The organism is Nocardioides sp., assembly GCF_036267815.1.
Taxonomy (GTDB): Bacteria; Actinomycetota; Actinomycetes; order Propionibacteriales; family Nocardioidaceae; genus Nocardioides.
Map to the genome: position 1 here is coordinate 28743 of NZ_DATAVI010000051.1, position 22004 is coordinate 50746.

Below are 22004 nucleotides of genomic sequence, written 5' to 3' on the forward strand. Positions count from 1 at the left end.
GTGGCCTCGTCGGTTCGCGACCGGGTGGCTGCCCTGCTCGGTGACGACGGTGGTGTGCTCCGACTCGAGCCGGCGTTCGTGGCCCGTGACTTCCTGCCTCCGGGACGCCGCCTCGGGCTCCCCGAGGACGCCTACGACGTGGGGGAGCGCGGCGCGATCTGCGAACGCTGGCTCGCCTCGACAACCCGGGCGGACAACCGGGTCGGCCCCCCGGACGAGGGCCTCAGCGGCATCGTCACCGGCGACGGTCCGCTGCTCCTCGCCGACGCGGTGGCTCACGCCCCGGACCTTCTCATGGGTCAGGAGTACGCCGCGGCGCACCCGGACGGGCTGGGCCGGCTCGCCAAGATCTTCGACTACGCCTACCGACTGCCGTTCCACGTCCACCCGCCGCAGGAGTACGCCTCCTTGGTCGGAGCCCACGCGAAGGACGAGGCCTACCACTTCCTGCCCACCGATCGCGGGGCCCATCCCGAGTCGTTCCTCGGCCTCCACCCCTGGATCGGGAACCAGGCAGCGCACGACGTGCTCCTGCCGTACCTGGAGGACTGGGACAGCGACCTGATCCTGCGCCACTCCAGGGCCGAGCTCCAGGTGCCGGGCGAGGGCTTCCTTATCCCGTCCGGGGTCCTCCACGCTCCCGGGACGGCCTTGACCCTGGAGCTCCAGGAGGACTCCGACGTGCTGTCGATGTTCCAAGCGCTCAACGCGGGCGCCGTCATCAGCAAGGAGCTGCTGTTCAAGGATGTCCGTCCCGAGGACCGTCGGAACGAGGGCGAGAGGTTCCCCTTGCGCTTCGTCGACTGGGCGCAGAACACCGACACGTACTTCTACGAGAACCACCACCTCAGGCCGCTGCCGACGAGCCCCCGAGACATCGGCCCCGTCCCGGCTGGGCGCGTCGAGGAGCACTGGGTCTTCTACGGCACTGAGAAGTTCTGCGGCAAGCGCCTCACCGTGGAGCCGGGCGCCAGTGTCTCGGTCGTCGAGCCCGGGGTGTACTCGGTGTTCGTGTGGTCCGGCCAGGGCGAGGTCGCCGGCCACGAGGTGCGTGGGGCGGACCCCGGACTCGACGAGCTCGTCATCTCCCACCAGACGGCGACGCATCCGCACCAGGTCCGCTGCACAGGGGTGGAGCCGCTCGTCGTGTTCGCCCTGTTCGGGCCCGACCTGCACGACGAGGTTCCCTCGCTCGGTGCGGCGACCGGTCTCACCACGCCCGAGGCCGCTCGTGGCTGACGCCCTCCGCGTCGGTGTCGTCGGTGCCGGCCTGATCGCGGGTTGTCACGTCCGCGCCTACACGCGCATCCCGGACGTCGTCGTGGTGGCGGTGGCCGACCCGCACGTGACGAAGGCCGAGCAGCTCGCGAGCACGGTGGGCGCGGCCGCCTGTGCCGATCTCGACGAGGTGCTGAGCAGGGGGGTCGACGTGGTCAGCGTGTGCACGCCTCCGGCACGTCACGCCGACGTGACCCTCGAGGCCCTGGCGGCCGGGTGCCATGTGCTCTGCGAGAAGCCGGTTGCCCGGACCTTGGCCGACGCCGTCCGGATCCAGAGCGCCGCCGAGGCCGCGGACACGGTGGTCATGATCGGACACGTGAGCCGGTTCGAGCCCGACCACCGGATGGCGCGCGACCTCGTGGCGGATGGTCACGTCGGCGACGTCGCGATGGCGACGCACTCCATGACGACCTCGTTTCCCGGATGGAGCGAGGGAGGGTGGCTGGCCCGTGCCGAGGAGTCCGGGGGACCACTGCTTGACCTGTCGGCCCACAGCTTCGACTACCTCGCGTGGGTGATCGGCAGTCCGGCCGTCCGCGTCCATGCGGTGGCGGCCGACAGCCCCGCGGGTCCCTCGACGTACGCCTTGGCCACCGTCCGCTTCGCCAGCGGTGCGATGGGCCAGGTCGAGACCAGCTGGGCCCATCCGGTCGCTCGTGGCTTCAAGGCGGTCGTGGAGATCGTCGGCACCGATGGACGGATCTCGTGGGACTACGACTCGCTCAACGGCGGTGCCATCTATCTCGACCAGGGCGACGTCATCTGGCTCGACCCACTGGGGGAGCGCGGCTACACCCGCGAGATCGCTGCCTTCGTCGAGGCAGTGCGCTCCGGCGGGCCCTCCCCGGTCCCTGTCGCCGACGGCGTGGCCGCGACCCGCACGGCGCTGGCCGCCCTGCACTCACTGCGCGCCGGGGAGCCGGTCGACCTGACCTCGTGGGAGGGATCGTGACGGGGCCCGTGCGCGTGGCGATCCTGGGCTGTGCCCATCGCCCCCATGCCTGGGCCTACGCCCGCGCCCTGTCCGCGTCCGCGCGGGCTCGACTGGTCGCCGTCTACGACGAGGACCCTGCGCTCGGCCGCTCCGTGGCCGACGACTTCGGTGCGACGTGGACCGACGACCTGCCGACGCTGCTGCGGGACGGCGACCTCGAGGCGGTCGTCGTGTGCAGCGCTACGTCGCGTCATCGCGAGCACGTCGAACAGGCAGCGGCCGCGGGTCTCCACGTGCTTTGCGAGAAGCCGATCGCCACCTCCCTGCGCGACGCCTCGACCATGCTCGCGGCCTGCCACGAGGCCGGGGTCCAGCTCCACCTCGCCTTCGTCTCACGGTTCCTGCCTCACGTCCGGACCGCCAAGGCCGCTCTCGACGCCGGCTCGCTCGGTGACGTCGTCGGCATGCGGCTCGTGAACCGAGGGCGGCCGCCGCTCCCTCCGCACTACCCCGCGTGGATCACGACCGTCGAGGAGTCCGGGGGCGGGGCGCTGATCGACCATTCCGTCCACCTGACCGATCTCGTGCGTCACCTCACCGGTCGCGAGGTGCGCCGGGTCGCGGCGGAGACCGGCACGCTGCTGTGGGACACAGACGTCGAGGACTGTGCACTGCTCTCCCTGGTGCTCGACGACGGGACTGTCGTCGCCCTGGACCCCAGCTGGTCGGTGCCGGCCGGCAACCCCTGGGACTACGACTTCTCCCTCCACCTGGTCGGGACCAGGGGATCGATCGACCTCGACGACCTCGCGGAGTCCGTGCAGGTCGTCAGCCCTCGTCTCGGTGCGGGCCTGCGCCTCGCGGGCTTCGCGGAGGATCCCGACATCGCCATGCTCGATGCCTTCTGCGAGTCGGTCCGTCTGGGTCGTCCCGTCTCGCCCAGCGCCACCGGCGAGGACGGTCTGCGCGCGCTCGAGGTGGCGCTCGCCGGCTACGCCTCCGCCGCCGACGGTGCCCGCCCGGTCGTCGTGGGGGGTGGCCCGTCATGACGTCGTCCAAGCGTCTGGTCGCCGGGGTCGACTCCTCGACGCAGTCGTGCAAGGTCATCCTGGTCGACGCCGACACCGGGCGCGTCGTGCGGCAGGGTCGCGCGCCTCATCCCGACGGCACGGAGGTGGCGCCCGCCGCATGGGACGCGGCGCTCGCCGAGGCCGTGTCAGCGGCCGGCGGCCTCGATGACGTGGCGGCCGTCGCGGTCGCGGGTCAGCAGCACGGCATGGTGTGCCTGGACGATGGGAGCGCCGTCGTCCGCCCGGCCCTGCTGTGGAACGACACGCGCTCAGCGACGGCCGCCGCCGAGCTGACCGCCGAGCTCGGGGGCAGCCGCGCCTGGGCGGAGGCGGTCGGCCTCGTGCCGGTGGCGTCGTTCACCGTCACCAAGCTGCGGTGGCTGGCCGAGCACGAGCCGGAGAACGCCTCCCGTACCGCAGCGGTGTGCCTACCGCACGACTGGCTCACCTGGCGGCTCGGGCGACACCAGGGGCTCGATGCGCTCCGGACCGACCGCAGCGACGCGAGCGGAACCGGCTACTGGTCCGCCGCGACTGAGTCCTATCGGACCGACCTGCTCCGGCTGGCGCTCGGGAGGGACGCCGTTCTTCCGCTGGTGCTGGGCCCGCGCGAGCCCGCTGGGATGCTCCCGGGTGGCGCGCTCCTCGGTCCTGGCGCGGGCGACAACGCCGCTGCCGCGCTCGGGCTCGCAGCCACGGAGGGCGATGTCGTCGTCTCGATCGGCACCTCCGGGGTCGTGACCGCCGTCTCGGCCGTGCCCGCCGCGGACGCGAGCGGGATCGTGGCCGGGTTCGCCGACGCCACAGGACGTCATCTGCCTCTGGTCGCGACCCTGAACGCCGCACGCGTGCTCGACGCCACCGCGCGCATCCTGGGCGTGGACCACGTCGAACTGTCCGACCTGGCGCTCACCGCGCCGCCGGGGGCCGGTGGGCTGGTGCTGGTGCCGTACCTGGAGGGCGAGCGAACCCCGGACCGGCCGGCGGCCACCGGAGCGGTTCACGGACTCACCCTCGCCAACGCCACGGCGTCCAACCTGGCGAGGGCCGCGGTCGAAGGCCTGCTCTGCGGCCTGGCGACCGGACTGGACGCGCTGCGCGGCCAGGGCGCGGTCGTGTCGCGGGTGCTCCTGATCGGCGGGGGAGCGGCCTCTGAGGCTGTCCGTCGGATCGCCCCGCAGATCCTGGGATGTCCTGTTCATGTCCCACAGCCGGGGGAGTACGTCGCGCTGGGGGCGGCCCGGCAGGCCGCCTGGGTGGCAGGGGGGACCGAGGAGCCGCCGGAGTGGCTCGCGGGCTCCGTCACCGTCTACGACAGCCCCGGCGTGCCGGCCGTCCGGGAGCGATACCAGCAGGCCCAGGAGTGGGTCCTCGATCGGCCCTGACCCCCTGTGGCGCTGTGCCGGGCGCCCTCGTCAGGCCGAGCTCATGTCGTCTTGTACCCGATTCGTGTGACCTCCGGCAGAACTCGAAGGTAAAGACCCTCATTCTGGGGACGAGCGTGAGGCACGTCTTTTTGTACGTTCAGAGAGCCCCAGCGCGAAGGGGCAAAGACACCCGTGGACACACCCCATGCTCCAACGGGTGGCGTCTGGTCAGAGAGCCGGACATCGATGCCCGCCGGTCAGTGCGTGCCCGGCGGGCATCGTCGCAGCACGGCGTGATCCGCCCGCCGTTCGCCCGCCGTTCGTGCGTGGTCCGAGCCTCGACCGGGTCAGCCGAGCCGGCGCTGGAAGTCGCCCCAGACCTGCGACACCTCGAACCCCAGCGCCTCGTTGATCGCGACCATGTGCCGGTTGGTCTCGGCGTTGGTCGTCTCGACGTACCGCTTGCCGGGGAAGCCGTCCGACAGGGCCCGCAGCACGCCGCACTTCACCGCCGTCCCGAGCCGGTGGCCGCGGTGGGCCGGGTCGACCAGGGTGCCCCACTGGTCGACGTGGGCGTGGCTGTCGTTCGACGTCGCGGCCACGGAGTAGGCCACGACGGTGCCCGCGGCGTCCAGGGCGTACGCCGCCACCCGGGTGCGACCGGCAGACACCAGCTCCCGGTCCTGGGCGGCGAGCTCGGCCACCGTGTCCTGCCCGGCCTCGACCTCCATCTCACCGCTCGGTGCCTCGACGATCAGCTGGTTCTTCAGGGCGACGTACGACGCGGCGAGCTCCGCGGGCACGGGCCCGACCACCGTGCGCAGGAGGTAGTCGTGATGGCGTGGTGCGGCCTCCGCCTCGAGCCGGTCGAGTCTGTCGCTGTCGAACGGCAGAGCGAGACGGCGCTCGATCTCGGTGTTGGCGACGTCGTAGCCGAGCGACCGCGCGAACCGCACGTTGCCGTTGTCGCGGTCGGTCCCGATCCGGCCCGTCGCCTGGCACACGTGCCGACCCGCGTCCCGGACCTCGGCGTGGCCGACCGCCGCGAGCTTGGTCCCGATGCCGCGGCGCTGGTGGGCGGGGTCGACCCAGATCCACACCCGGGCCGAGTCGAGGTTGTCGAGCAGGGGCAGGCTCACCATGAGCTCGCCGACCATGCGGTCGCCGGCGAAGGCCCCGTACGCCGCCGCGCTCCTGCCGCTGTCGGTGCCGCTGAGGATGGAGATGCCGTCCTCGCGGGAGTAGAGCGCCGCGACGGGGTCCTCGGCGAGCTCGGCGGCGACGTAGACCTCCTGGAAGCCGTCCATGTCGGCGCCTTCGCCGTGGTCGAGGCGCCGGATCGAGATCGGGGACACGGCTCACACGGTCTCGAGTCCCTGCCGAGGGATCAACCGATTTGCGAGCCCGGGGGCTCGAGGCGCTTCTCGAGCTCCATCCACACCTGGTGGACCTCGAAGCCGAGGGCGAGGTTGATCGCGACCATGTGCTCGTTGACCTCGGCATTGGCCGTGGCGATGTATGCGCGCTCCGGGAAGCCCTCGCCGACGGCTCGCAGCTGGGCGCACTTGACGGCCGTTCCGAGCGCGCGTCCGCGATGGGCGGGATGGACCAGGGTGCCGAGCTGGTCGACGTGGTGGGCTCCCGCCGGCAGCTGTGCCTCGGTGTAGGCGACGACCTGGTCGACGTGCACGGCGAAGGCGGCCACCGAGACCCGGCCCGCGGCCTCCAGCCTCGCCTCCTCGGCCACGAGGTTCTCGACAGTCTCGCCGGCCTCCTCCAGCTCGAGCCCGCCGCTGGGGGCCTCGGCGATGAGCATGTTGCGCAGCGCGACGTACGACGCGCGCAGGTCTGCCGGGAAGGGACCGACGACGACGCGCACGTCGTAGCCCTGGTGCCGCCGGGCAGCCTCGGCGGCCAGCCGGTCGAGCAGGGCGATGTCCACCGGCAGTCGGAGCCGGCGCTCGACGACGCTCAGGACGACGGCGTAGCCGCGGGACTCGGCGAACCGCTGGTTGCCGACGTGACCGGGACCTGCCCGGAGCTGCGTGCGGAGCACGGTCCGTCCGTCGCGATGCAGGAGCGTCTCGATCGCGTCGGCCAGGGTGGTCCCGACGCCGCGTCGTCGGTGGTCGGGATGGACCCACACCTGGATCTGCGCGAGCGTGAGGTTGTCGCGCCGGCCACCGGAGGTCATCGAGACGGCCAGCAGCCGGTCGTCGGCGAAGGCGCCGTAGCCCTCGAGGAAGAACGACATGTCCTGCGAGCCGAGCATCGCGGTCGCGTCGGCGCTGGTGGCCAGCCGGGCCTCGGGATCGGCCGCCCGCTCGGCGGCGCCGTAGACCGAGACGAAGGCGTCGACGTCAGGGGGATCCTGCGCGTCGACGGGCCGGATCACCAGCTCGGTCACGGGGTCACAGTGCCCAGACCAGGGCGGGACCGCAAGAGACTCTGTCCAAGATCCTGCCCGGGACCCTGCCCGGCGTGTCGGGCGCGGCATCGAACACGTGTTCGGGTTAGATGGTGTCTGCAACCGAGCTCGATCCACGGCTCTCCACAGGTCCGCGCGTGCCGCGAGCGGGCTGTCGGCGGCCGGGTCTAGCGTCTCGCGCGACGACGAAGACCGCACTGATGGCTGCTACGAGGCAGCACCGAGTCGGGGCCAGGGGTCCCGGAAGAGGATGGACGCAGATGGCTGGAGACCGCGACCAGGCGCTCAACGTGGCGCTCGCGCAGATCGAGAAGCAGTTCGGCAAGGGCTCGGTGATGCGCCTGGGCGACGAGACACGGGCGCCCCTGGAGGTGATCCCGACCGGCTCGATCGCCCTCGACGTGGCGCTGGGCCTCGGCGGCCTGCCGCGCGGCCGCGTGGTGGAGATCTACGGTCCGGAGTCCTCGGGCAAGACCACGGTCGCTCTGCACGCCGTGGCCAGCGCCCAGCGCGCCGGCGGCATCGTGGCCTTCATCGACGCCGAGCACGCGCTCGACCCCGACTACGCCAAGAACCTCGGCGTCGACACCGACGCCCTGCTGGTCAGCCAGCCCGACTCCGGCGAGCAGGCGCTGGAGATCGCCGACATGCTGGTGCGCTCCGGTGCCCTGGACCTGGTGGTCATCGACTCGGTGGCCGCGCTGGTGCCGCGCGCCGAGATCGAGGGCGAGATGGGTGACAGCCACGTCGGCCTCCAGGCCCGGTTGATGAGCCAGGCGCTGCGGAAGATGACCGGCGCGCTCAACAACTCCAACACGACCGCGATCTTCATCAACCAGCTCCGCGAGAAGATCGGCGTCATGTTCGGCTCGCCCGAGACGACCACAGGTGGCCGCGCCCTGAAGTTCTACTCCTCGGTGCGGCTCGACGTGCGTCGGATCGAGACCCTCAAGGACGGCACCGACATGGTCGGCAACCGCACCCGGGTCAAGGTCGTCAAGAACAAGGTGGCCCCGCCCTTCAAGCAGGCCGAGTTCGACATCATGTACGGCAAGGGCATCAGCCGCGAGGGCGGCCTGATCGACGTCGGCGTCGAGGCGGGCATCGTCCGCAAGGCCGGTGCCTGGTACACCTACGAGGGCGACCAGCTCGGCCAGGGCAAGGAGAACGCGCGCGCGTTCCTCACCGACAACCCCGACCTCGCCAACGAGCTGGAGAAGCGGATCCTGGAGAAGCTCGGCGTGGGTCCGACCGTGGACGCGCCCGCCGAGGGCGACGCCCTGTCTGACGAGCCGATCGGCGTCGATGACTTCTAGGCCGGCGAGCGCCTGGCAGGGTGACGTCGAGGCGGGGGTGCGTGCGTGGACCGGTGGGTCCGCGGGCGAGCCCCCGTCAGCGGCGCCGCGGGGGACCCGGCCGGACACCCCGCCAGATACCGCGGCCGAGGGTCCGGACGCCGACCAGGAGTCGGTCGGCCGCGCGATCCTGCTCGACGCCTTGACCGGCCAGGCGCGGAGCCGTCGCGAGCTGCGCGCCAAGCTCCGGAAGAAGGCCGTGCCGGACGACCTGGCGGAGCGCCTGCTCGACCGGTTCACCGAGGTCGGGCTGGTCGACGACGCGGCGTTTGCACGCTCCTGGGTCGAGAGCCGGCAACGCAGCCGGGGGCTGGCCCGGCGGGCGCTGGCCCAAGAGCTGCGTCGCAAGGGGGTCGACCAGGAGTCCGCGAGCGTCGCACTCGACGACATCGATCCTGAGCAGGAGAAGGAGACCGCGCGGCTCCTGGTCCGCAAGAGGCTGCGGACGCTGCGCGGGGTCGACAGCACGACCGCGACGCGCCGTCTCGCCGGTCTGCTCGCGCGCAAGGGGTACCCCGCCGGGATGGCCTTCGCCGTGGTCCGCGACGAGCTGGCCGCAGCCGGGCTCGAGGGTGCGGAGGGCGACGTCCCCGACGCGTGAGCGCGTGTCACGATGTGCCGGTGACGCAGCCCTCGGACTCCCGACACGACGCCCCCCAGGATGTCCCGCACGACCCCGGTCACGAGGTCCTCAGCTACGAGATGTTCGGCGACGCCGTACGCGAGCTCGGGCAGACGATCGCCGACGACGGGTTCGCGCCGAATGCCGTCCTGGCGATCGCGCGCGGTGGTCTGGGGCTGGCGATGGGCTTGTCCTACGCGCTGGACGTGAAGGACCTCGCGATGGTCAACGTCGAGCTCTACACCGGCGTGGGCACGCGGTTGGACGCCCCGGTGTTCCTCTCCCCGGCGACCGGCGCCGGCGACCTGCGTGGGAAGCGGGTCCTGATCGCCGACGACGTCGCGGACTCCGGGCTGACCCTGGAGGCCGTACTGGCGTGGTGTGCGGAGCACGTCGCCGAGGCGCGGAGCGCGGTGCTGTTCCGCAAGCCGCCTTCGGTGGTCGAGCCCGACTACGTCTGGCGCCGGACCGAGCGGTGGATCGACTTCCCGTGGTCGTGGCAGGGCCCGGTGTCCCGGTCCGCCATGATGGGCAGGTGACCGCACACCTGCACCGTCTGCCCGCCGGGCCGGTGGATCTCACCGTGATCCCCACCGACGACACCCCGGGGTTCGACGGCGGCAAGAAGCAGGGCGCACCCGCCCTTGCCGCCCTCGGCGACGAGCTGTCCGACCTCCAAGAACGGCTGTGGGCCGAGCGCGGCACGGGATCGCGCCGCCGGGTGCTCCTGGTCCTCCAGGGCATGGACACCTCGGGCAAGGGCGGCACCCTGCGACACACCGTGGGCCTGATGGACCCGCAGGGAGTGAAGATCACCAGCTTCAAGGCGCCGAGTGACCAGGAGCGTCGCCACCACTTCCTGTGGCGCATCCGCCACGCGCTCCCGGAGCCGGGATACATCGGTGTCTTCGACCGCTCCCACTACGAGGACGTGCTGATCGTGCGGGTGCACGGCCTGGCCGAGCCGGAGACCGTCGAGCGGCGCTACGACGAGATCAACGCCTTCGAGGCCGAGCTTGCCGCCGACGGGGTGGTCCTGGTCAAGTGCATGCTCCACGTCTCGGCTGCCGAGCAGAAGGAGAGGCTGCTGGCCCGGCTGGAAGACCCCGAGAAGTACTGGAAGTTCAACCCCGGCGACATCGACGAGCGGGAGCGCTGGGGCGAGTACCGCACGACGTACCAGATCGCGCTGGAGCGCACGAACACCGAGATCGCCCCGTGGTACGTCGTTCCCTCGGACCGCAAGTGGTACCGCAACCTGGTGATCGGGCGTCTGCTCCTGGATCACCTCCGGGCGCTGAACCCGCAGTGGCCACCCGCGGACTTCGACGTGGACGCCCAGCGTCAGCGACTCCTGGAGGAGACTCCGGTCTCGTGATCGACACCGTCGCAGTCACCCGCTACGTGACACCGCTGCGTGAAGGCGGCAGTCTCCCCGGGATCGTCGAGGGCGACGACCTGGGCACCTACGTGTGCAAGTTCCGGGGAGCCGGTCAGGGCGTCCGGGTCCTGGTCGCCGAGGTCGTCGTGAGCTCTCTCGCGACGCGGCTGGGGCTCCGCACGCCGCGGCTCGTGGCGCTCGACCTCGACCCGGAGCTCGCCCGCTACGAGGCGGACGAGGAGGTGCAGGACCTGATCAACGCCAGCGCCGGCCTCAACCTCGGCATCGACTTCCTGCCCGGGGCCTTCGGCTTCGAGGCTGAGGCGAGCACGCCGCCGGACGTCGCGGCGCGGATCCTGTGGCTCGACGCCTTCACGGCCAACGTCGACCGCACCTGGCGCAACCCCAACCTCCTGCTGTGGCATGGCGACGCCTGGGTGATCGACCACGGCGCGGCGCTCTACTTCCACCACGCCTGGAGCGGTGGCCCGACCGACCCGGCTCGCTTCGCCGCCCAGCCCTGGGATGCCGCGGACCATGTGTTCCGAGGCCAGCTGGGGGGCCTGCCGGCCGTGGACGCGGCGATCGACCTGACCCCCGACGATCTCGCCGCGTGCGTGGCGGAGGTCCCCGACGCCTGGCTGGAGCCGGTGCCCGGGGCGGAGACGTCCGACCAGCTGAGGGCGGCGTATGTCGCGTTCCTCTCCGCCAGGCTCGGCACCCGGGCCTGGCTGCCGGGGGAGTCCGCGGCATGAGTAGCCCGGCGCGGGGGATGCCGTACCAGTACGTCGTGCTGCGGTGCGTCCCGCGCGTGGACCGAGAGGAGTTCCTCAACGTCGGCGTCGTGCTCTACTGCGAGGCCGCGGGCTACCTCGAGGCGGCGTGGAGCGTCGACCGCGAGCGGCTGAGTGCCGTCGCGCCCGGGCTCGACCTCGACGCCGTCTGCGAAGGGCTCGACTTCGTGCGGGCGGTGTGTGCGGGCGACGAGGCGGCAGGCACCGCGGCCGGTCAGCCCGCCGGCACCCGCTTCGGCTTCCTCAAGGCGCCCCGCAGCACGGTGCTCCAGCCGGGCCCGGTCCATGGCGGGGTCACCACCGACCCCGGCCGTCAGCTCGAGCACCTCCTGGAGCGCCTCGTCGGCTGACTCCGTGATGTTCGACCCCGGGTCCTCGCGCGGCGCGGGGGTCACGCGAAGGCGACGGCCCTCCACTTGCCGGGGGAGCCGGGCTTGGTGCACAGCCAGAGGGCGCCGGAACTGTCGACGACGAGCTCACCACGCTGGTGGTGCCCGGACGTCGGATGTCCGGTCGTGGCGTGGGGCACGAGCCTCAGCGGCGCGACCCCACCCTCGAGGGATGCGCCCAGTCCGGCCGCGGACGTCGCGGTGATGCCGCCGTCCGCCTGGAGCGCAGGACCCTCCGCCGACTCCGCATGGACGGCGGGGCCCGACGTCGACGTGGCGTGCACGGCGACGCCCGAGGTGGCGGTCGCCTCCAGTGCCGTCGAGGAGTCGGAGACCGCCTCGAGTCCTGTCCCCGACTCGCTGTACGCCTTGATCGCAGTGCCGGTCAGGGAGCGGCCGAGGACGCCGAGCCCGTCGTCGCAGGCACCGAACACCCCGGCGACCTGCCCTCCTGAGCTGACGCCGTCGGTGATGCCCTCGACGCCGTGGGACTGGTGCGAGTAGCCGTAGACGGCCGTGCCCTGCGAGGTCGACGTGATGCCCTGGCCGTCGCTGGTGGCGACCAGGGCGATGCCCTCGGTGGCCTCGGCCTTCATGCCGATGCCGATGCCTCCCCAGCCGTGGACACCCACCGTCCCGTTGCCGTAGACCCCGTCGCCCTCATAGGTCATCCCGTACACCCCGGCGCCGCTCCCGGACCTGCCGTACACACCCGAGCCCGACAGGGCGCCGCCATAGACCGCCGCGGACGTGGTCGGGTCGGAGAACTCGTCGAGGTGGTCCACGAGTGCGGCAATCCCCACCTGGTCGATCGGAATGGCGGCCGGGGTCCTGATGGTGTTGTCGACGCGGAAGAGGGCGGCGGAGTACGTCGTCGACGAGGGGTTGGCGATCCGCGTCGGCGGGCTGGTCGGATCGGTGGGCGAGACCGTCTGGGCCACCAGCACGCCGTCGCCGTCGGCGGCTGCCGCAGGCGACCCCAGCGCGTCCAGGCCACCGATCCCGGCGACCGCAGCGGCGCTCAGACCGAGGCCGCGGCGCAGCATCCGGCGCCGGCTCACCGCGCTCGCCTCGTCCGGCCCGTCGGCGGTCAGCGGCGACTCCGACCGTGGTGCGGTGAGCCGCTCGACGAGCGCCTCCAAGTGGGCGACGCGGGCGTGCAGCCGGGCAAGCTCCTGGTCGTGCTCCACGGGAGCCTCCTCCAGTCGTGTCACGACGACGACGTCGTGGTCCAGCGGGAGGCTATGTCAGCTGGGGTGCCCGGCGAGGCGGAACCGCGTTCTCAGACCGGCACGAGCTCGACCGCGCCGACGGCGTACCGGGCCAGGACCGTGCGGGCGACGGCCTCGTGGACGCCGAGCGGCTCGGCGACCGCGACGGCGCCGGCCTCGAGCGCGAGCTCCTTGGCCCGGTCGGGTAGGAACCCGGGGGCGAGGAACAGCGAGGCCACGGCGATGTGCCGTCGGCCCTCCTTGCGGAACGCGCGCACGGCCTCGCCGGTAGCCGGCGGGGCCGCGGAGGCGAACGCCGCGGTGACCGGCAGGCGGTGGTGGCTGCCCCACAGCCGCGCCAGGCGAGCCACGGCCTGGTTGGCCAACGGGTCGCTGGAGCCCGCCGCGGCCAGGACCAGGGCGTCGAGCTCGCGGATGCGCGAGGCCTTGAGCGCCTCGCGCATGCGGACGTCGAGGACCTCCAGGAAGCAGGCCTCCAGGCCCAGGATGGACGTCGCGCGGACCGTCACGTGCTCGTGGCGCGTGCCTGCGTCGGCGACCACGGCCGGGACGTCGACCTTGGCGTGGAAGGCGTCGGTGAGCAGCAGTGGCACCACGACGACCTCCTCGAACCTGGCCCGGGCCAGCTTGTCGACGACGGTGTTCAGCGTCGGCTTGGCCAGGTCGAGGAAGGCGGTCTCGATCCGGAGGTCGGGCCGCAGGCCGCGGACCTCCTCCATCAGCGCCTTGATCGTGGCGGCGGACCGCGGGTCACGGCTTCCGTGAGCCAGGGCCACCAGTGCGGGAGCAGCCATCAGCGCGGCCTCCTCTCGTTGTTCGTCGCCGGCTCCAACGCCGGCGTGGGGCAACCGACGGCGGTGTCGGTCGGGCTCGGGGTGGGGGTGGGGTGGGGACTCATGAGTGGATCCCGCACTCGGTCTTGCCGGTGCCGGCCCAGCGACCGCTGCGCTGGTCCTCGCCGGGGGCGACCCGCCGGGTGCACGGGGCGCAGCCGATGGAGGGATAGCCGTCGTAGACCAGGGGGTTGACCAGCACGCCGTGCTCGGCGATGTAGCGCTCGACGTCGGCGTCGCTCCAGCGAGCCAGCGGGGACACCTTGACCTTGCCCTTGCGGGCGTCCCAGCCCACCACGGGCGCGATCACGCGATGGGCGGTCTCGGCCCGGCGCAGGCCCGTGGCCCAGGCGTCGTACCCGCGCAGTGCCTCGCCCAGCGGGCGGACCTTCCGCAGGGCGCAGCACAGGTCGGGGTCGCGGAGGTACAGCTCGGGCCCGTACTCGGCGTCCTGCTCGGCCACCGACTGCACCGGCGTGATCGGGATCAGGTTCAGGTCCATCGTGGCGCCTACCGCGTCGGCGGTGCCGAGGGTCTCGGTGAAGTGGTACCCGGTGTCGAGGAACAGGACGTCGACACGGGGCGCGACTCGGGAGACGAGGTGGGCCAACACCGCGTCGGTCATCGAGGACGTGACGCAGAACCGGTCGCCGAACGTCGCGACGGCCCACTCCACGATGTCCTCGGCCGGCGCCAGCTCCAGCTCGGCGCCGACGTGGGAGACCAGCTCGCGCAGCTCCTCGGAGCTGCGGCCCTCGGTGTGGGTGCCGCGCGCGTTGAAGGCGCGCGTCGTCGCCGGGGAGGTCATCGCGGCGCCTCCGGTGCCGCCGGCTGTGGCCTGACCAACCCCAGCGACCTCAGCGAGAAGGCACGCAGGCACGAGTGGCACTCCCAGGCGCCGTGACCCTCCTCGCCCGGCCACAGGTCGCCGTCGCCGCAGTAGGGGCAGTGGAACGGGACGGCGCGCTCGCCGGACGCGTGGCTCACGAGACCGCCTCCAGGCCCGGACCGACCAGCACCCGGTCACCGCGCAGCAGGTCCTCCTCGGCGCGCACGACCCAGTCGGCGAACGACTCGTCGTCCGCGCGGTCGGAGAGGAAGTTGGTGACCACGGTCGTGACGTAGTCGTCGAGGCCGGCGCTGGTCACCTTGTGGGCCCGCAGCTTGCGCCCGAAGCCGGCCTTGAGCCCGGTCGCCCCACCCAGGTGCACCTGGAAGCCCTCGACCTGGCGGTCGCCGTCCAGCACGAGCTGACCCTTCAGGCCGATGTCGGCGACCTGCGTGCGGGCACAGGCGTTGGGGCAGCCGTTGACGTTGACCGTGATCGGCACGTCGAGGTCGGGGAAGCGGCGCTCGAGCTCGGCGACCAGGTCGCGGGCGCGGCTCTTGGTGTCGACGATCGCCAGCTTGCAGAACTCGATGCCGGTGCACGCCATCGTGTTCTGCCGCCAGGCCGAGGGCCGGGCCGACAGGCCGATCTCGTCGAGGTCGGTCAGCAGGTCCTCGAGGACGGCGGGCGCCACCCCGACCAGCACGATCTTCTGGTACGGCGTGAGCCGGGCGCCGTCGACGCCGTAACGCTCGAGCAGGTCGGCGAGCCGCACCAGCAGCGACCCCGACACGCGGCCCACCGTCGGGGCGATCCCGACGTAGAGCCGGCCGTCGTGCTGCGCGTGCACACCCACGTGGTCGCGGTGACCGGTGGGTGAGGGCGGCGACGGGCAGGTGACCAGGGGGCGCTGGAGGTACTCGTTCTCCAGCACCTCGCGGAACTTCTCCACGCCCCAGTCGGCCACCAGGAACTTCAGCCGGGCCCGGGAGCGCAGCCGGCGGTAGCCGTAGTCGCGGAAGATCGAGACGACCCCCTCCCAGGCGTCGGCGACCTCCTCCAGGGGGATCCACACGCCCATCGGCTGGGCGAGCATCGGGTTGGTGGAGAGCCCGCCGCCGACCCACAGGTCGAAGCCGGGGCCGTGCTCGGGGTGCACGGTGCCGACGAAGGCGACGTCGTTGATCTCCGGCGCCACGTCGTGGCTGGGGTGGCCGGTCACCGCCGTCTTGAACTTGCGCGGCAGGTTGGAGTACGCCGGGTTGCCCAGGGCCCGGCGGGCGATCTCGTCGAGGGCGCTGGTCCCGTCGATGATCTCGTCGGCCGCGACGCCGGCGACCGGCGAGCCGAGGAACGGTCGCGGAGAGTCGCCGCACGCCTCCAGGCTGGACAGGCCGGCGTCGTCGAGCCGCCGCCAGATCTCCGGGACGTCCTCGATCCGGATCCAGTGGTACTGGATGTTCTCGCGGTCGGTGACGTCGGCGGTGTCGCGGGCGAAGTCGACGCCGATCTCGCCCAGGGCGCGCACGGCTCGGTGGCTCAGCAGCTTGCCGTCTGAGCGGACCCGGAGCATGAAGTACTCGTCGTCGAGCTCCTCCTCCTCGAGCATCGCGGTCTTGCCCCCGTCGAAGCCGGGGGCGCGCTGGGTGTAGAGGCCCATCCAGCGGAAGCGGCCGCGCAGGTCGGCCGGGTCGATCGAGGCGAAGCCGCGCCGGGAGTAGATGGTCAGGATCCGGTCGCGGACGTTGAGCGAGTCGTCGTCCTTCTTGGACTGCTCGTTCTTGTTGAGCGGCTCGGTGTAGCCCAGCGCCCACTGGCCCTCACCGCGCTTGGGGCGCGGGATCTCGGTGTGCGTCGCCGGGGATGGCTTGAAGCGGAGGTCTGGCATGGGGTGGTCGGTCCTTGACTGGTCCGGTGCCGGGGCCTGCGCGCTACGTCGGGCGCGGCCTCGTCGGCAGGGGTGGTGGGCGCGGTCAGCGGGGCCAACAGATCATGCTGCGCGTGCGCCCGAGGTCCACATGGCGCCGGGCCACGAGGTGCATCTGGTACGCGACGGTGAGCATGGGACGAGTCTCAGTGAGTGGACCGGGGTTCCACAAACCCAAATCCCGAGGAGTGAGACTACTGACCAATATGTGAGATCCTGAGGGGCTCGGCGGGAGGTCAGCCGTCCGCGAGCTCGCGCGCCGCCGTGAGGACGGCGGACGCGTCGCCGACCGCCCCGGTGCGACGTACCAGGTCGACCACCACTCGACCGAGAAGCCCCGGGGCCTCGCCCGGCTCGACCTCCTCGCGGTGCAGGACCACGCCGTTGACGACGTGCAGCAACGTGGGCGGCTCGGTGCGCGACCAGCAGCTCTCGGTCCCCAGCCACACCGCCGCGGGCGCCGCGGGGCGCAGCAGGCCCTTGCGCACCTCCGGAGTCACGCGGGTGCCGGGCAGCCGGGCGAGCAGGTCCGAGACCGCGTCGAGACCACCGGTCGACACGGTCGCGGCCACGACCTCGGCGACCGCCGCGGCGTCGGTCGGGTCGACGTAGCCCGCCGGCAGAGGTACCTCGCTCATCGCGCTGTCCGAGGGCTCACCGCAGTGGCAGGACGAAGCCGGGATCGAACCCGTCGGGCTCACCGGTACGGCGCACGGCCGTCCCGGACGTGAAGAACTCCAGCGTGTGGGTGCCCCACATCCACTCGCTGGCGCTCCAGTCCACCCCGGTGATGCCGGTGGCCTGCACCCGCTCCGCCTCGGCCTGCATCCGGGAGAGCGCGGTCTCGCGGGCGTCGTAGTAGCCCTGGGTCCACTGCGGCATCTCGACGTTCTGACCCATCTGCCGCAGGGTCTGCATGAAGCCCTGGGCCGCGACGTGCCAGACGCACACGCCCATCACGAACTCCACCGGCGTGTGTCCGGTCTTGAGCAGTGTGTAGAAGTCCTGGACGTTGAGGTGACTGGTGAACGGCGCGCCGTCGGGACGTCGTAGCGCGCCGGGGTCGTCCTTGCTGATCACCGCGGTGCCCACCGCGATGAACTCGATGTGCTCCGCGCTCACGCCGTGCTGGCGGAAGGTCAGCCTGGTGCCCACGACACCGTCCGCGCCGACCTGGGCCGCCTCGGCGATCATCCGGCCCATGGCGTTGAACCGCGCGGTGTACATCGCCTGTGAGAGCACCTGGAGCTCGACGGACTGGCGGAGGTTCTGCTGCTGCCAGCCGATGTGGTAGACCGAGCTGCCCATCACGAACTCCAGCGGGCGGAAGCCGGCGGAGTCCAGCAGCGCGAACTCGCTGACCGACAGGTCCGAGGTCCACACCTTGCCGGCCTCGCCGAGCCGGGCGGAGGCGACGGCGTCGGGGGTGAGCTCGCTCATGGGAGATCCTTCGTTCGTCCGGACGGTGGCATCGCGAGCCTAGGGCGTCTCTCCCCATTCGGGCGCGCCTGGTGCTGCGACTAGCGTCCTACGTATCTGGTCAGTCGTGACTGGAGGTCGGCATAGGTCACGGCGTCGGCGAGGGGTTGCCCGTCGCGCACGGCGTTCGCGGTAGCCACGGCCGCGGCCAGCGCGGTGCGATAGGGGAGCGACCCCGTGCTGACACGTCGTACGCCGAGACCCGCGAGGTCGTGGAGGGTCAGCCCAGGCACCGGCAGCAGGTTGACCGGCACCGTCAGGGCTCCGGTGATCTCGCGGATCGAGTCGGGGTCGCTCAGACCCGGCACGAAGACGCAGTCCGCCCCGGCCGCGACGTAGGCCCTCGCGCGCGAGAGCGTGCCGGCGACGGTGTCCTCCTGGCCGAACCAGTACGTGTCGACGCGCGCGTTGACGAACAGCTGCGGTGCCCGCTCCTTGACCGCCGCGAGCTTGCCCGCCAGGGCCGAGGGCTCGAGCAGGCGGCCGTCGCGGCTGTCCTCGAGGTTGACCCCCGCGACGCCCGATGCGGCGACCTGAGCGGCGTACGACGCGACCCCCGCGGGCTCGTCGTCGTAGCCGTCCTCGATGTCGATGCTGACCGGGACCGGGAGCCGGCCCAGGGCGCGGGCGAGGGCGAGGTTCGCGTCGCGGGTGGACCGAGAGGCGTCGGGTCTGCCCAGGCTGGACGCGACACCCTGGCTGGTGGTGCCGATCGCCGGGTACCCGGCCTCGAGGAACCCGAGCGCCGAGGCGAGGTCCCAGGCGTTGGGCAGGAGCAGGGGGAGGGGACCGTCGTGCAGGCCCGCGAACGTGCTGTCCATGGGGTCATTCCAGCGCATCTGCCGTACGCCGGCCACCGAGGCGACGTCGGACGGCCATGTCCTACATTGGCCCGCATGAGCGACGTCGTCACGCCGGACACCACTGCCAAGACCGCCTCGGCCGCCTACGACGCGGCCCTCGACGTCATCGCGAGCGTCGAGCCGCGGATCGCCGAGGCGACCCGCAAGGAGCTCGCCGACCAGCGGGCGTCGCTGAAGCTGATCGCGAGCGAGAACTACGCGTCCCCGGCGGTGCTGCTGACGATGGGGACGTGGTTCTCCGACAAGTACGCCGAGGGCACGATCGGCCACCGCTTCTACGCCGGCTGCCAGAACGTCGACACCGTCGAGGCCGTGGCCGCCGAGCATGCTCGCGAGCTCTTCGGTGCGCCGTACGCCTATGTGCAGCCGCACAGCGGCATCGACGCCAACCTCGTGGCCTACTGGTCGATCCTGGCCCACCACGTCGAGACCCCCGGGCTCGCCCGGCTCGGCGCCAAGAACGTCAACGAGCTCAGCGAGGCCGACTGGGAGTCCCTGCGCGGCGAGCTGGGCAACCAGCGCCTGCTCGGCATGTCGCTGGACGCCGGCGGCCACCTCACCCACGGCTTCCGGCCCAACATCAGCGGCAAGATGTTCCACCAGCAGCAGTACGGCACCGACCCGGCGACGGGGCTGCTCGACTACGACGTCGTGCGGGCCAAGGCGCGGGAGTTCCGGCCGCTGGTGCTCGTCGCCGGGTACTCGGCATACCCCCGTCGGGTCGACTTCGCCAAGATGCGCGAGATCGCCGACGAGGTCGGGGCCACGCTGATGGTCGACATGGCGCACTTCGCCGGGCTCGTGGCGGGCAAGGTGTTCACCGGCAACGAGGACCCGGTCCCGCACGCGCACGTCGTGACGACGACGACGCACAAGTCGCTGCGCGGACCGCGTGGTGGCATGGTGCTGGCCCAGGAGGAGTTCGCCCCCGACGTCGACCGCGGCTGCCCGATGGTGCTCGGCGGCCCGCTGTCGCACATCATGGCCGCCAAGGCGGTGGCGCTGGCCGAGGCCCGGCAGCCGTCGTTCCGGACCTACGCCCAGGCGGTCGCCGACAACGCGCAGGCGCTCGCGGAAGGCTTCTTGAAGCGTGGCGCGACGCTGGTCACGGGGGGCACCGACAACCACATCGTCCTGCTGGACGTCTCGTCGTTCGGCATCACCGGCCGCCAGGCCGAGTCCGCCCTGCTCGACGCGGGCGTGGTCACCAACCGCAACTCCGTGCCCGCCGACCCCAACGGGGCGTGGTACACCTCCGGCGTGCGGATCGGTACGCCGGCGCTGACCACGCGCGGCTTCGGGGCGGAGGACTTCGACAGGGTCGCCGAGCTCATGGTGGAGGTGCTGTCGAACACGCAGCCCGGGACCACGTCGGCCGGCGCGCCCTCCAAGGCGACGTACACCCTCGCGGACGGCGTCGCCGACCGCATCCACGCGGCCAGCGCCGAGATGCTCGACGAGCACCCGCTCTACCCCGGACTCGACCTGGCCTGACCTCGCTCAACGAGCCCGGAGGGCCAACTCAACGGACCCGGAGCGGTCAGGACTCGCCGCTCAACGGGGTGGGGGTGGCGCGGTCTGCGATGGCGCGCAGGTCGGCGGACCCAGCGGTGAGCGCGCCGTACGTCCCGTCGTACGACGTGCCGAGGCGCGAGCCGCAGAACGCGTCGGCCACCTCGGCGGGGGCGAACCTGACGAGCAGGGCGCCCTGGAGGCACGCCGCCATCCGTCCGGCCAGACGCCGGGCGCCGACCTCGGCCGAGCCGGTGTCGCCGAGCAGGGCGAGGGTGTCGTCCACGGCGCGGTCGAGACGCCGGTCGGCGCCCCGGGCGTGCCCCACCTCGACGATCCAGGCGTCCAGCACCTCCGGCTCACGCCCGAGCGCCCGCAGTACGTCGAGCGCGTTGATGTTGCCCGACCCCTCCCACACCGAGTTCAAAGGAGCCTCCCGGTAGCGCAGGGGGAGCCCCGACTCCTCGACGTAGCCGTTGCCGCCCAGGCACTCCAGCGCCTCGGCGACGAACCCCGGCGTCCGCTTGCAGACCCAGAACTTCGCCAGCGGCAGCGCGATCCGGCGCAGCGCGGCCTCGCGCGGGTCGTCGCCCGCGTCGACGGCCGCGGCGAGCCGGATCGCCAGGGCCGTGGCCGCCTCGGCCTCCACCTGGAGGTCGGCCACGACGTTCAACATCAGCGGCTTGTCGGCCAGGAGGCCGCCGAACGCCGAACGGTGGGCGACGTGCCAGGCCGCCTCGTTGAGCGTGTGCCGCATCAGCGAGGTCGAGCCCAGCACGCAGTCGAGGCGGGTCGCGGCGACCATCTCGAGGATCGTGCGCACCCCCCGCCCCTCCTCGCCGAGCCGCGCCCCGACGGTGCCGTCGAGCTCCAGCTCGGCCGAGGCGTTGGCGCGGTTGCCGAGCTTGTCCTTGAGTCGCACGATGTCGATCCGGTTGCGCGTCCCGTCGGCGAGCACCCGCGGCACGACGAAGCAGGTCAGCCCGCCCGGCGCCTGCGCCAGCATCAGGAAGACGTCGTTCATCGGGGCCGAGGTGAACCACTTGTGGCCGTGCAGGGTGTACTCACCCTCCCCGGCGGTGGGCCGCGCGTCGGTGAGGTTGGCCCGTACGTCGGAGCCGCCCTGCTTCTCGGTCATCCCCATCCCGGCCAGCGCGCCACGCTTGGCCGACGGCGGGCGGAGCCCGGGGTCGTACGCCGTGGCCGCCAGTGCGGGAGTCCAGTGCGCGGCCAGCGCCGGGTCGACCCGCAGCGCGGGCACGGCGGCGTACGTCATCGAGATCGGGCAGCCATGCGCGGGGTCGGTGTGTGACCAGGCCATGAAGCCGGCCGCCCGGCGCACGTGTGCGGTCGTGGCACCCTCGGCCTGCTCGACCCATGGCGCCGCGTGCAGGCCGTACCCCACGGCGCGCTCCATCAGCCAGTGCCAGGACGGATGGAAGACGACCTCGTCGATCCGGTTGCCGTACCTGTCGTACGGCGTGAGCTCGGGCACGTGGCGGTTCGCGAGCCGGCCGTGCTCGCGGGCCTCGGCGCTGCCGGCGCGCTGTCCGAGTGCCAGGAGGTCGTCGACGACGTCGCTCCCGGCGTGCCTGGTGACGGCCTCGACCAGGGCCCGGTCGCTCGCCACGACGTTGTGACCGACCAGCGGGGGCGGCTGGTTCGTGGCTTCCCGGGAGGACGGCGACATGTGGCTACGGTAGACACC

Annotated in this window: 22 protein-coding genes; 11 read left to right on the forward strand and 11 right to left on the reverse strand. The window is 72.2% G+C overall.

The window, feature by feature from the left end; genetic code table 11:
* Genes VHW64_RS10805 through xylB form a run of 4 tightly spaced genes read left to right on the forward strand, consistent with a single transcriptional unit; the run spans position 1 to position 4670 of the window.
* Positions 1-1239, forward strand: coding sequence for a hypothetical protein (locus VHW64_RS10805; protein ID WP_329650559.1), 1239 nt, complete (start codon positions 1-3; stop codon positions 1237-1239).
* A complete protein-coding gene (locus tag VHW64_RS10810) occupies positions 1232-2233 on the forward strand; it encodes a Gfo/Idh/MocA family oxidoreductase (RefSeq protein WP_329650560.1) in 1002 nt (333 codons plus the stop codon). Before VHW64_RS10805 ends, VHW64_RS10810 begins: the two co-directional genes overlap by 8 nt.
* Positions 2230-3264: a Gfo/Idh/MocA family oxidoreductase gene (locus VHW64_RS10815; RefSeq protein WP_329650561.1), complete on the forward strand. Its 1035-nt coding sequence runs from the start codon at positions 2230-2232 to the stop codon at positions 3262-3264. The genes VHW64_RS10810 and VHW64_RS10815 overlap by 4 nt, the downstream gene beginning before the upstream one ends.
* Positions 3261-4670, forward strand: a complete 1410-nt coding sequence (gene xylB / locus VHW64_RS10820) for a xylulokinase (protein WP_329650562.1) — start codon at positions 3261-3263, stop codon at positions 4668-4670. Before VHW64_RS10815 ends, xylB begins: the two co-directional genes overlap by 4 nt.
* A 329-nt stretch (positions 4671-4999) precedes the next feature.
* Here xylB and VHW64_RS10825 read toward each other — a convergent pair whose 3' ends face one another.
* The gene (locus VHW64_RS10825; RefSeq protein ID WP_329650563.1) at positions 5000-6007 is read right to left on the reverse strand and encodes a GNAT family N-acetyltransferase; all 1008 of its coding nucleotides are present in this window, start codon (positions 6005-6007) and stop codon (positions 5000-5002) included.
* Positions 6008-6039: 32 nt separating this feature from the next.
* Positions 6040-7059 carry a GNAT family N-acetyltransferase gene (locus VHW64_RS10830; RefSeq protein ID WP_329650564.1) on the reverse strand — a complete coding sequence of 340 codons (1020 nt, stop codon included), beginning with the start codon at positions 7057-7059 and terminating at the stop codon, positions 6040-6042.
* A 281-nt stretch (positions 7060-7340) separates the two neighbouring features.
* Between VHW64_RS10830 and recA the strand changes: the two genes are divergently transcribed.
* From recA to VHW64_RS10860, 6 genes are all read left to right on the forward strand, one after another.
* Positions 7341-8396: a recombinase RecA gene (gene recA / locus VHW64_RS10835; protein WP_329650565.1), complete on the forward strand. Its 1056-nt coding sequence runs from the start codon at positions 7341-7343 to the stop codon at positions 8394-8396.
* A complete protein-coding gene (locus VHW64_RS10840; RefSeq protein WP_329650566.1) occupies positions 8386-9036 on the forward strand; it encodes a regulatory protein RecX in 651 nt (216 codons plus the stop codon). Before recA ends, VHW64_RS10840 begins: the two co-directional genes overlap by 11 nt.
* A gap of 101 nt (positions 9037-9137) precedes the next feature.
* Entirely contained in the window at positions 9138-9596 is a 459-nt protein-coding gene (locus VHW64_RS10845; protein WP_329650589.1) for a phosphoribosyltransferase, read from the forward strand.
* Positions 9593-10435, forward strand: coding sequence for a PPK2 family polyphosphate kinase (locus VHW64_RS10850; protein WP_329650567.1), 843 nt, complete (start codon positions 9593-9595; stop codon positions 10433-10435). The genes VHW64_RS10845 and VHW64_RS10850 overlap by 4 nt, the downstream gene beginning before the upstream one ends.
* Complete coding sequence (locus VHW64_RS10855) at positions 10432-11193, forward strand: HipA family kinase (RefSeq protein ID WP_329650568.1); 762 nt, start codon at positions 10432-10434, stop codon at positions 11191-11193. The genes VHW64_RS10850 and VHW64_RS10855 overlap by 4 nt, the downstream gene beginning before the upstream one ends.
* Positions 11190-11582, forward strand: a complete 393-nt coding sequence (locus VHW64_RS10860) for a DUF3037 domain-containing protein (RefSeq protein WP_329650569.1) — start codon at positions 11190-11192, stop codon at positions 11580-11582. The genes VHW64_RS10855 and VHW64_RS10860 overlap by 4 nt, the downstream gene beginning before the upstream one ends.
* A 41-nt stretch (positions 11583-11623) precedes the next feature.
* On the opposite strand, the gene VHW64_RS10865 is transcribed toward VHW64_RS10860, so the two are convergent.
* The 8 genes from VHW64_RS10865 to VHW64_RS10900 form a co-directional block, all read right to left on the reverse strand.
* Positions 11624-12811, reverse strand: coding sequence for a hypothetical protein (locus VHW64_RS10865; RefSeq protein WP_329650570.1), 1188 nt, complete (start codon positions 12809-12811; stop codon positions 11624-11626).
* Positions 12812-12903: 92 nt separating this feature from the next.
* Entirely contained in the window at positions 12904-13647 is a 744-nt protein-coding gene (locus tag VHW64_RS10870) for a sirohydrochlorin chelatase (RefSeq protein ID WP_329650571.1), read from the reverse strand.
* Between the two features lie 100 nt (positions 13648-13747).
* Entirely contained in the window at positions 13748-14494 is a 747-nt protein-coding gene (locus VHW64_RS10875; protein ID WP_329650572.1) for a phosphoadenylyl-sulfate reductase, read from the reverse strand.
* The gene (locus VHW64_RS10880) at positions 14491-14673 is read right to left on the reverse strand and encodes a hypothetical protein (RefSeq protein ID WP_329650573.1); all 183 of its coding nucleotides are present in this window, start codon (positions 14671-14673) and stop codon (positions 14491-14493) included. The genes VHW64_RS10875 and VHW64_RS10880 overlap by 4 nt, the downstream gene beginning before the upstream one ends.
* Positions 14670-16403 carry a nitrite/sulfite reductase gene (locus VHW64_RS10885; RefSeq protein WP_329650574.1) on the reverse strand — a complete coding sequence of 578 codons (1734 nt, stop codon included), beginning with the start codon at positions 16401-16403 and terminating at the stop codon, positions 14670-14672. The genes VHW64_RS10880 and VHW64_RS10885 overlap by 4 nt, the downstream gene beginning before the upstream one ends.
* A gap of 275 nt (positions 16404-16678) precedes the next feature.
* The gene (locus tag VHW64_RS10890) at positions 16679-17080 is read right to left on the reverse strand and encodes a hypothetical protein (protein WP_329650575.1); all 402 of its coding nucleotides are present in this window, start codon (positions 17078-17080) and stop codon (positions 16679-16681) included.
* Between the two features lie 16 nt (positions 17081-17096).
* Positions 17097-17882: a heavy metal-binding domain-containing protein gene (locus VHW64_RS10895; RefSeq protein WP_329650576.1), complete on the reverse strand. Its 786-nt coding sequence runs from the start codon at positions 17880-17882 to the stop codon at positions 17097-17099.
* A gap of 80 nt (positions 17883-17962) precedes the next feature.
* On the reverse strand, positions 17963-18742 hold the full coding sequence (locus VHW64_RS10900; protein WP_329650577.1) for an isocitrate lyase/phosphoenolpyruvate mutase family protein: 780 nt from the start codon (positions 18740-18742) through the stop codon (positions 17963-17965).
* A 75-nt stretch (positions 18743-18817) separates the two neighbouring features.
* On the opposite strand from VHW64_RS10900, the gene VHW64_RS10905 reads away from it, so the two are divergent.
* Complete coding sequence (locus tag VHW64_RS10905; protein WP_329650578.1) at positions 18818-20278, forward strand: glycine hydroxymethyltransferase; 1461 nt, start codon at positions 18818-18820, stop codon at positions 20276-20278.
* Positions 20279-20324: 46 nt separating this feature from the next.
* On the opposite strand, the gene VHW64_RS10910 is transcribed toward VHW64_RS10905, so the two are convergent.
* On the reverse strand, positions 20325-21986 hold the full coding sequence (locus VHW64_RS10910) for an acyl-CoA dehydrogenase family protein (protein WP_329650579.1): 1662 nt from the start codon (positions 21984-21986) through the stop codon (positions 20325-20327).
* Positions 21987-22004: the final 18 nt, after the last annotated feature.

What these genes read in the sequence shown, in the direction of transcription:
- VHW64_RS10870 (WP_329650571.1), bottom strand. Translation starts at nt 13,647, where the DNA reads ATGGCTGCTCCCGCACTGGTGGCCCTGGCTCACGGAAGCCGTGACCCG.
- VHW64_RS10910 (WP_329650579.1), bottom strand. Translation starts at nt 21,986, where the DNA reads ATGTCGCCGTCCTCCCGGGAAGCCACGAACCAGCCGCCCCCGCTGGTC.
- VHW64_RS10845 (WP_329650589.1), top strand. Translation starts at nt 9,138, where the DNA reads ATGTTCGGCGACGCCGTACGCGAGCTCGGGCAGACGATCGCCGACGAC.
- xylB (WP_329650562.1), top strand. Translation starts at nt 3,261, where the DNA reads ATGACGTCGTCCAAGCGTCTGGTCGCCGGGGTCGACTCCTCGACGCAG.
- VHW64_RS10875 (WP_329650572.1), bottom strand. Translation starts at nt 14,494, where the DNA reads ATGACCTCCCCGGCGACGACGCGCGCCTTCAACGCGCGCGGCACCCAC.
- VHW64_RS10905 (WP_329650578.1), top strand. Translation starts at nt 18,818, where the DNA reads ATGAGCGACGTCGTCACGCCGGACACCACTGCCAAGACCGCCTCGGCC.
- recA (WP_329650565.1), top strand. Translation starts at nt 7,341, where the DNA reads ATGGCTGGAGACCGCGACCAGGCGCTCAACGTGGCGCTCGCGCAGATC.
- VHW64_RS10860 (WP_329650569.1), top strand. Translation starts at nt 11,190, where the DNA reads ATGAGTAGCCCGGCGCGGGGGATGCCGTACCAGTACGTCGTGCTGCGG.
- VHW64_RS10885 (WP_329650574.1), bottom strand. Translation starts at nt 16,403, where the DNA reads ATGCCAGACCTCCGCTTCAAGCCATCCCCGGCGACGCACACCGAGATC.
- VHW64_RS10840 (WP_329650566.1), top strand. Translation starts at nt 8,386, where the DNA reads ATGACTTCTAGGCCGGCGAGCGCCTGGCAGGGTGACGTCGAGGCGGGG.
- VHW64_RS10895 (WP_329650576.1), bottom strand. Translation starts at nt 17,882, where the DNA reads ATGAGCGAGCTCACCCCCGACGCCGTCGCCTCCGCCCGGCTCGGCGAG.
- VHW64_RS10900 (WP_329650577.1), bottom strand. Translation starts at nt 18,742, where the DNA reads ATGGACAGCACGTTCGCGGGCCTGCACGACGGTCCCCTCCCCCTGCTC.
- VHW64_RS10890 (WP_329650575.1), bottom strand. Translation starts at nt 17,080, where the DNA reads ATGAGCGAGGTACCTCTGCCGGCGGGCTACGTCGACCCGACCGACGCC.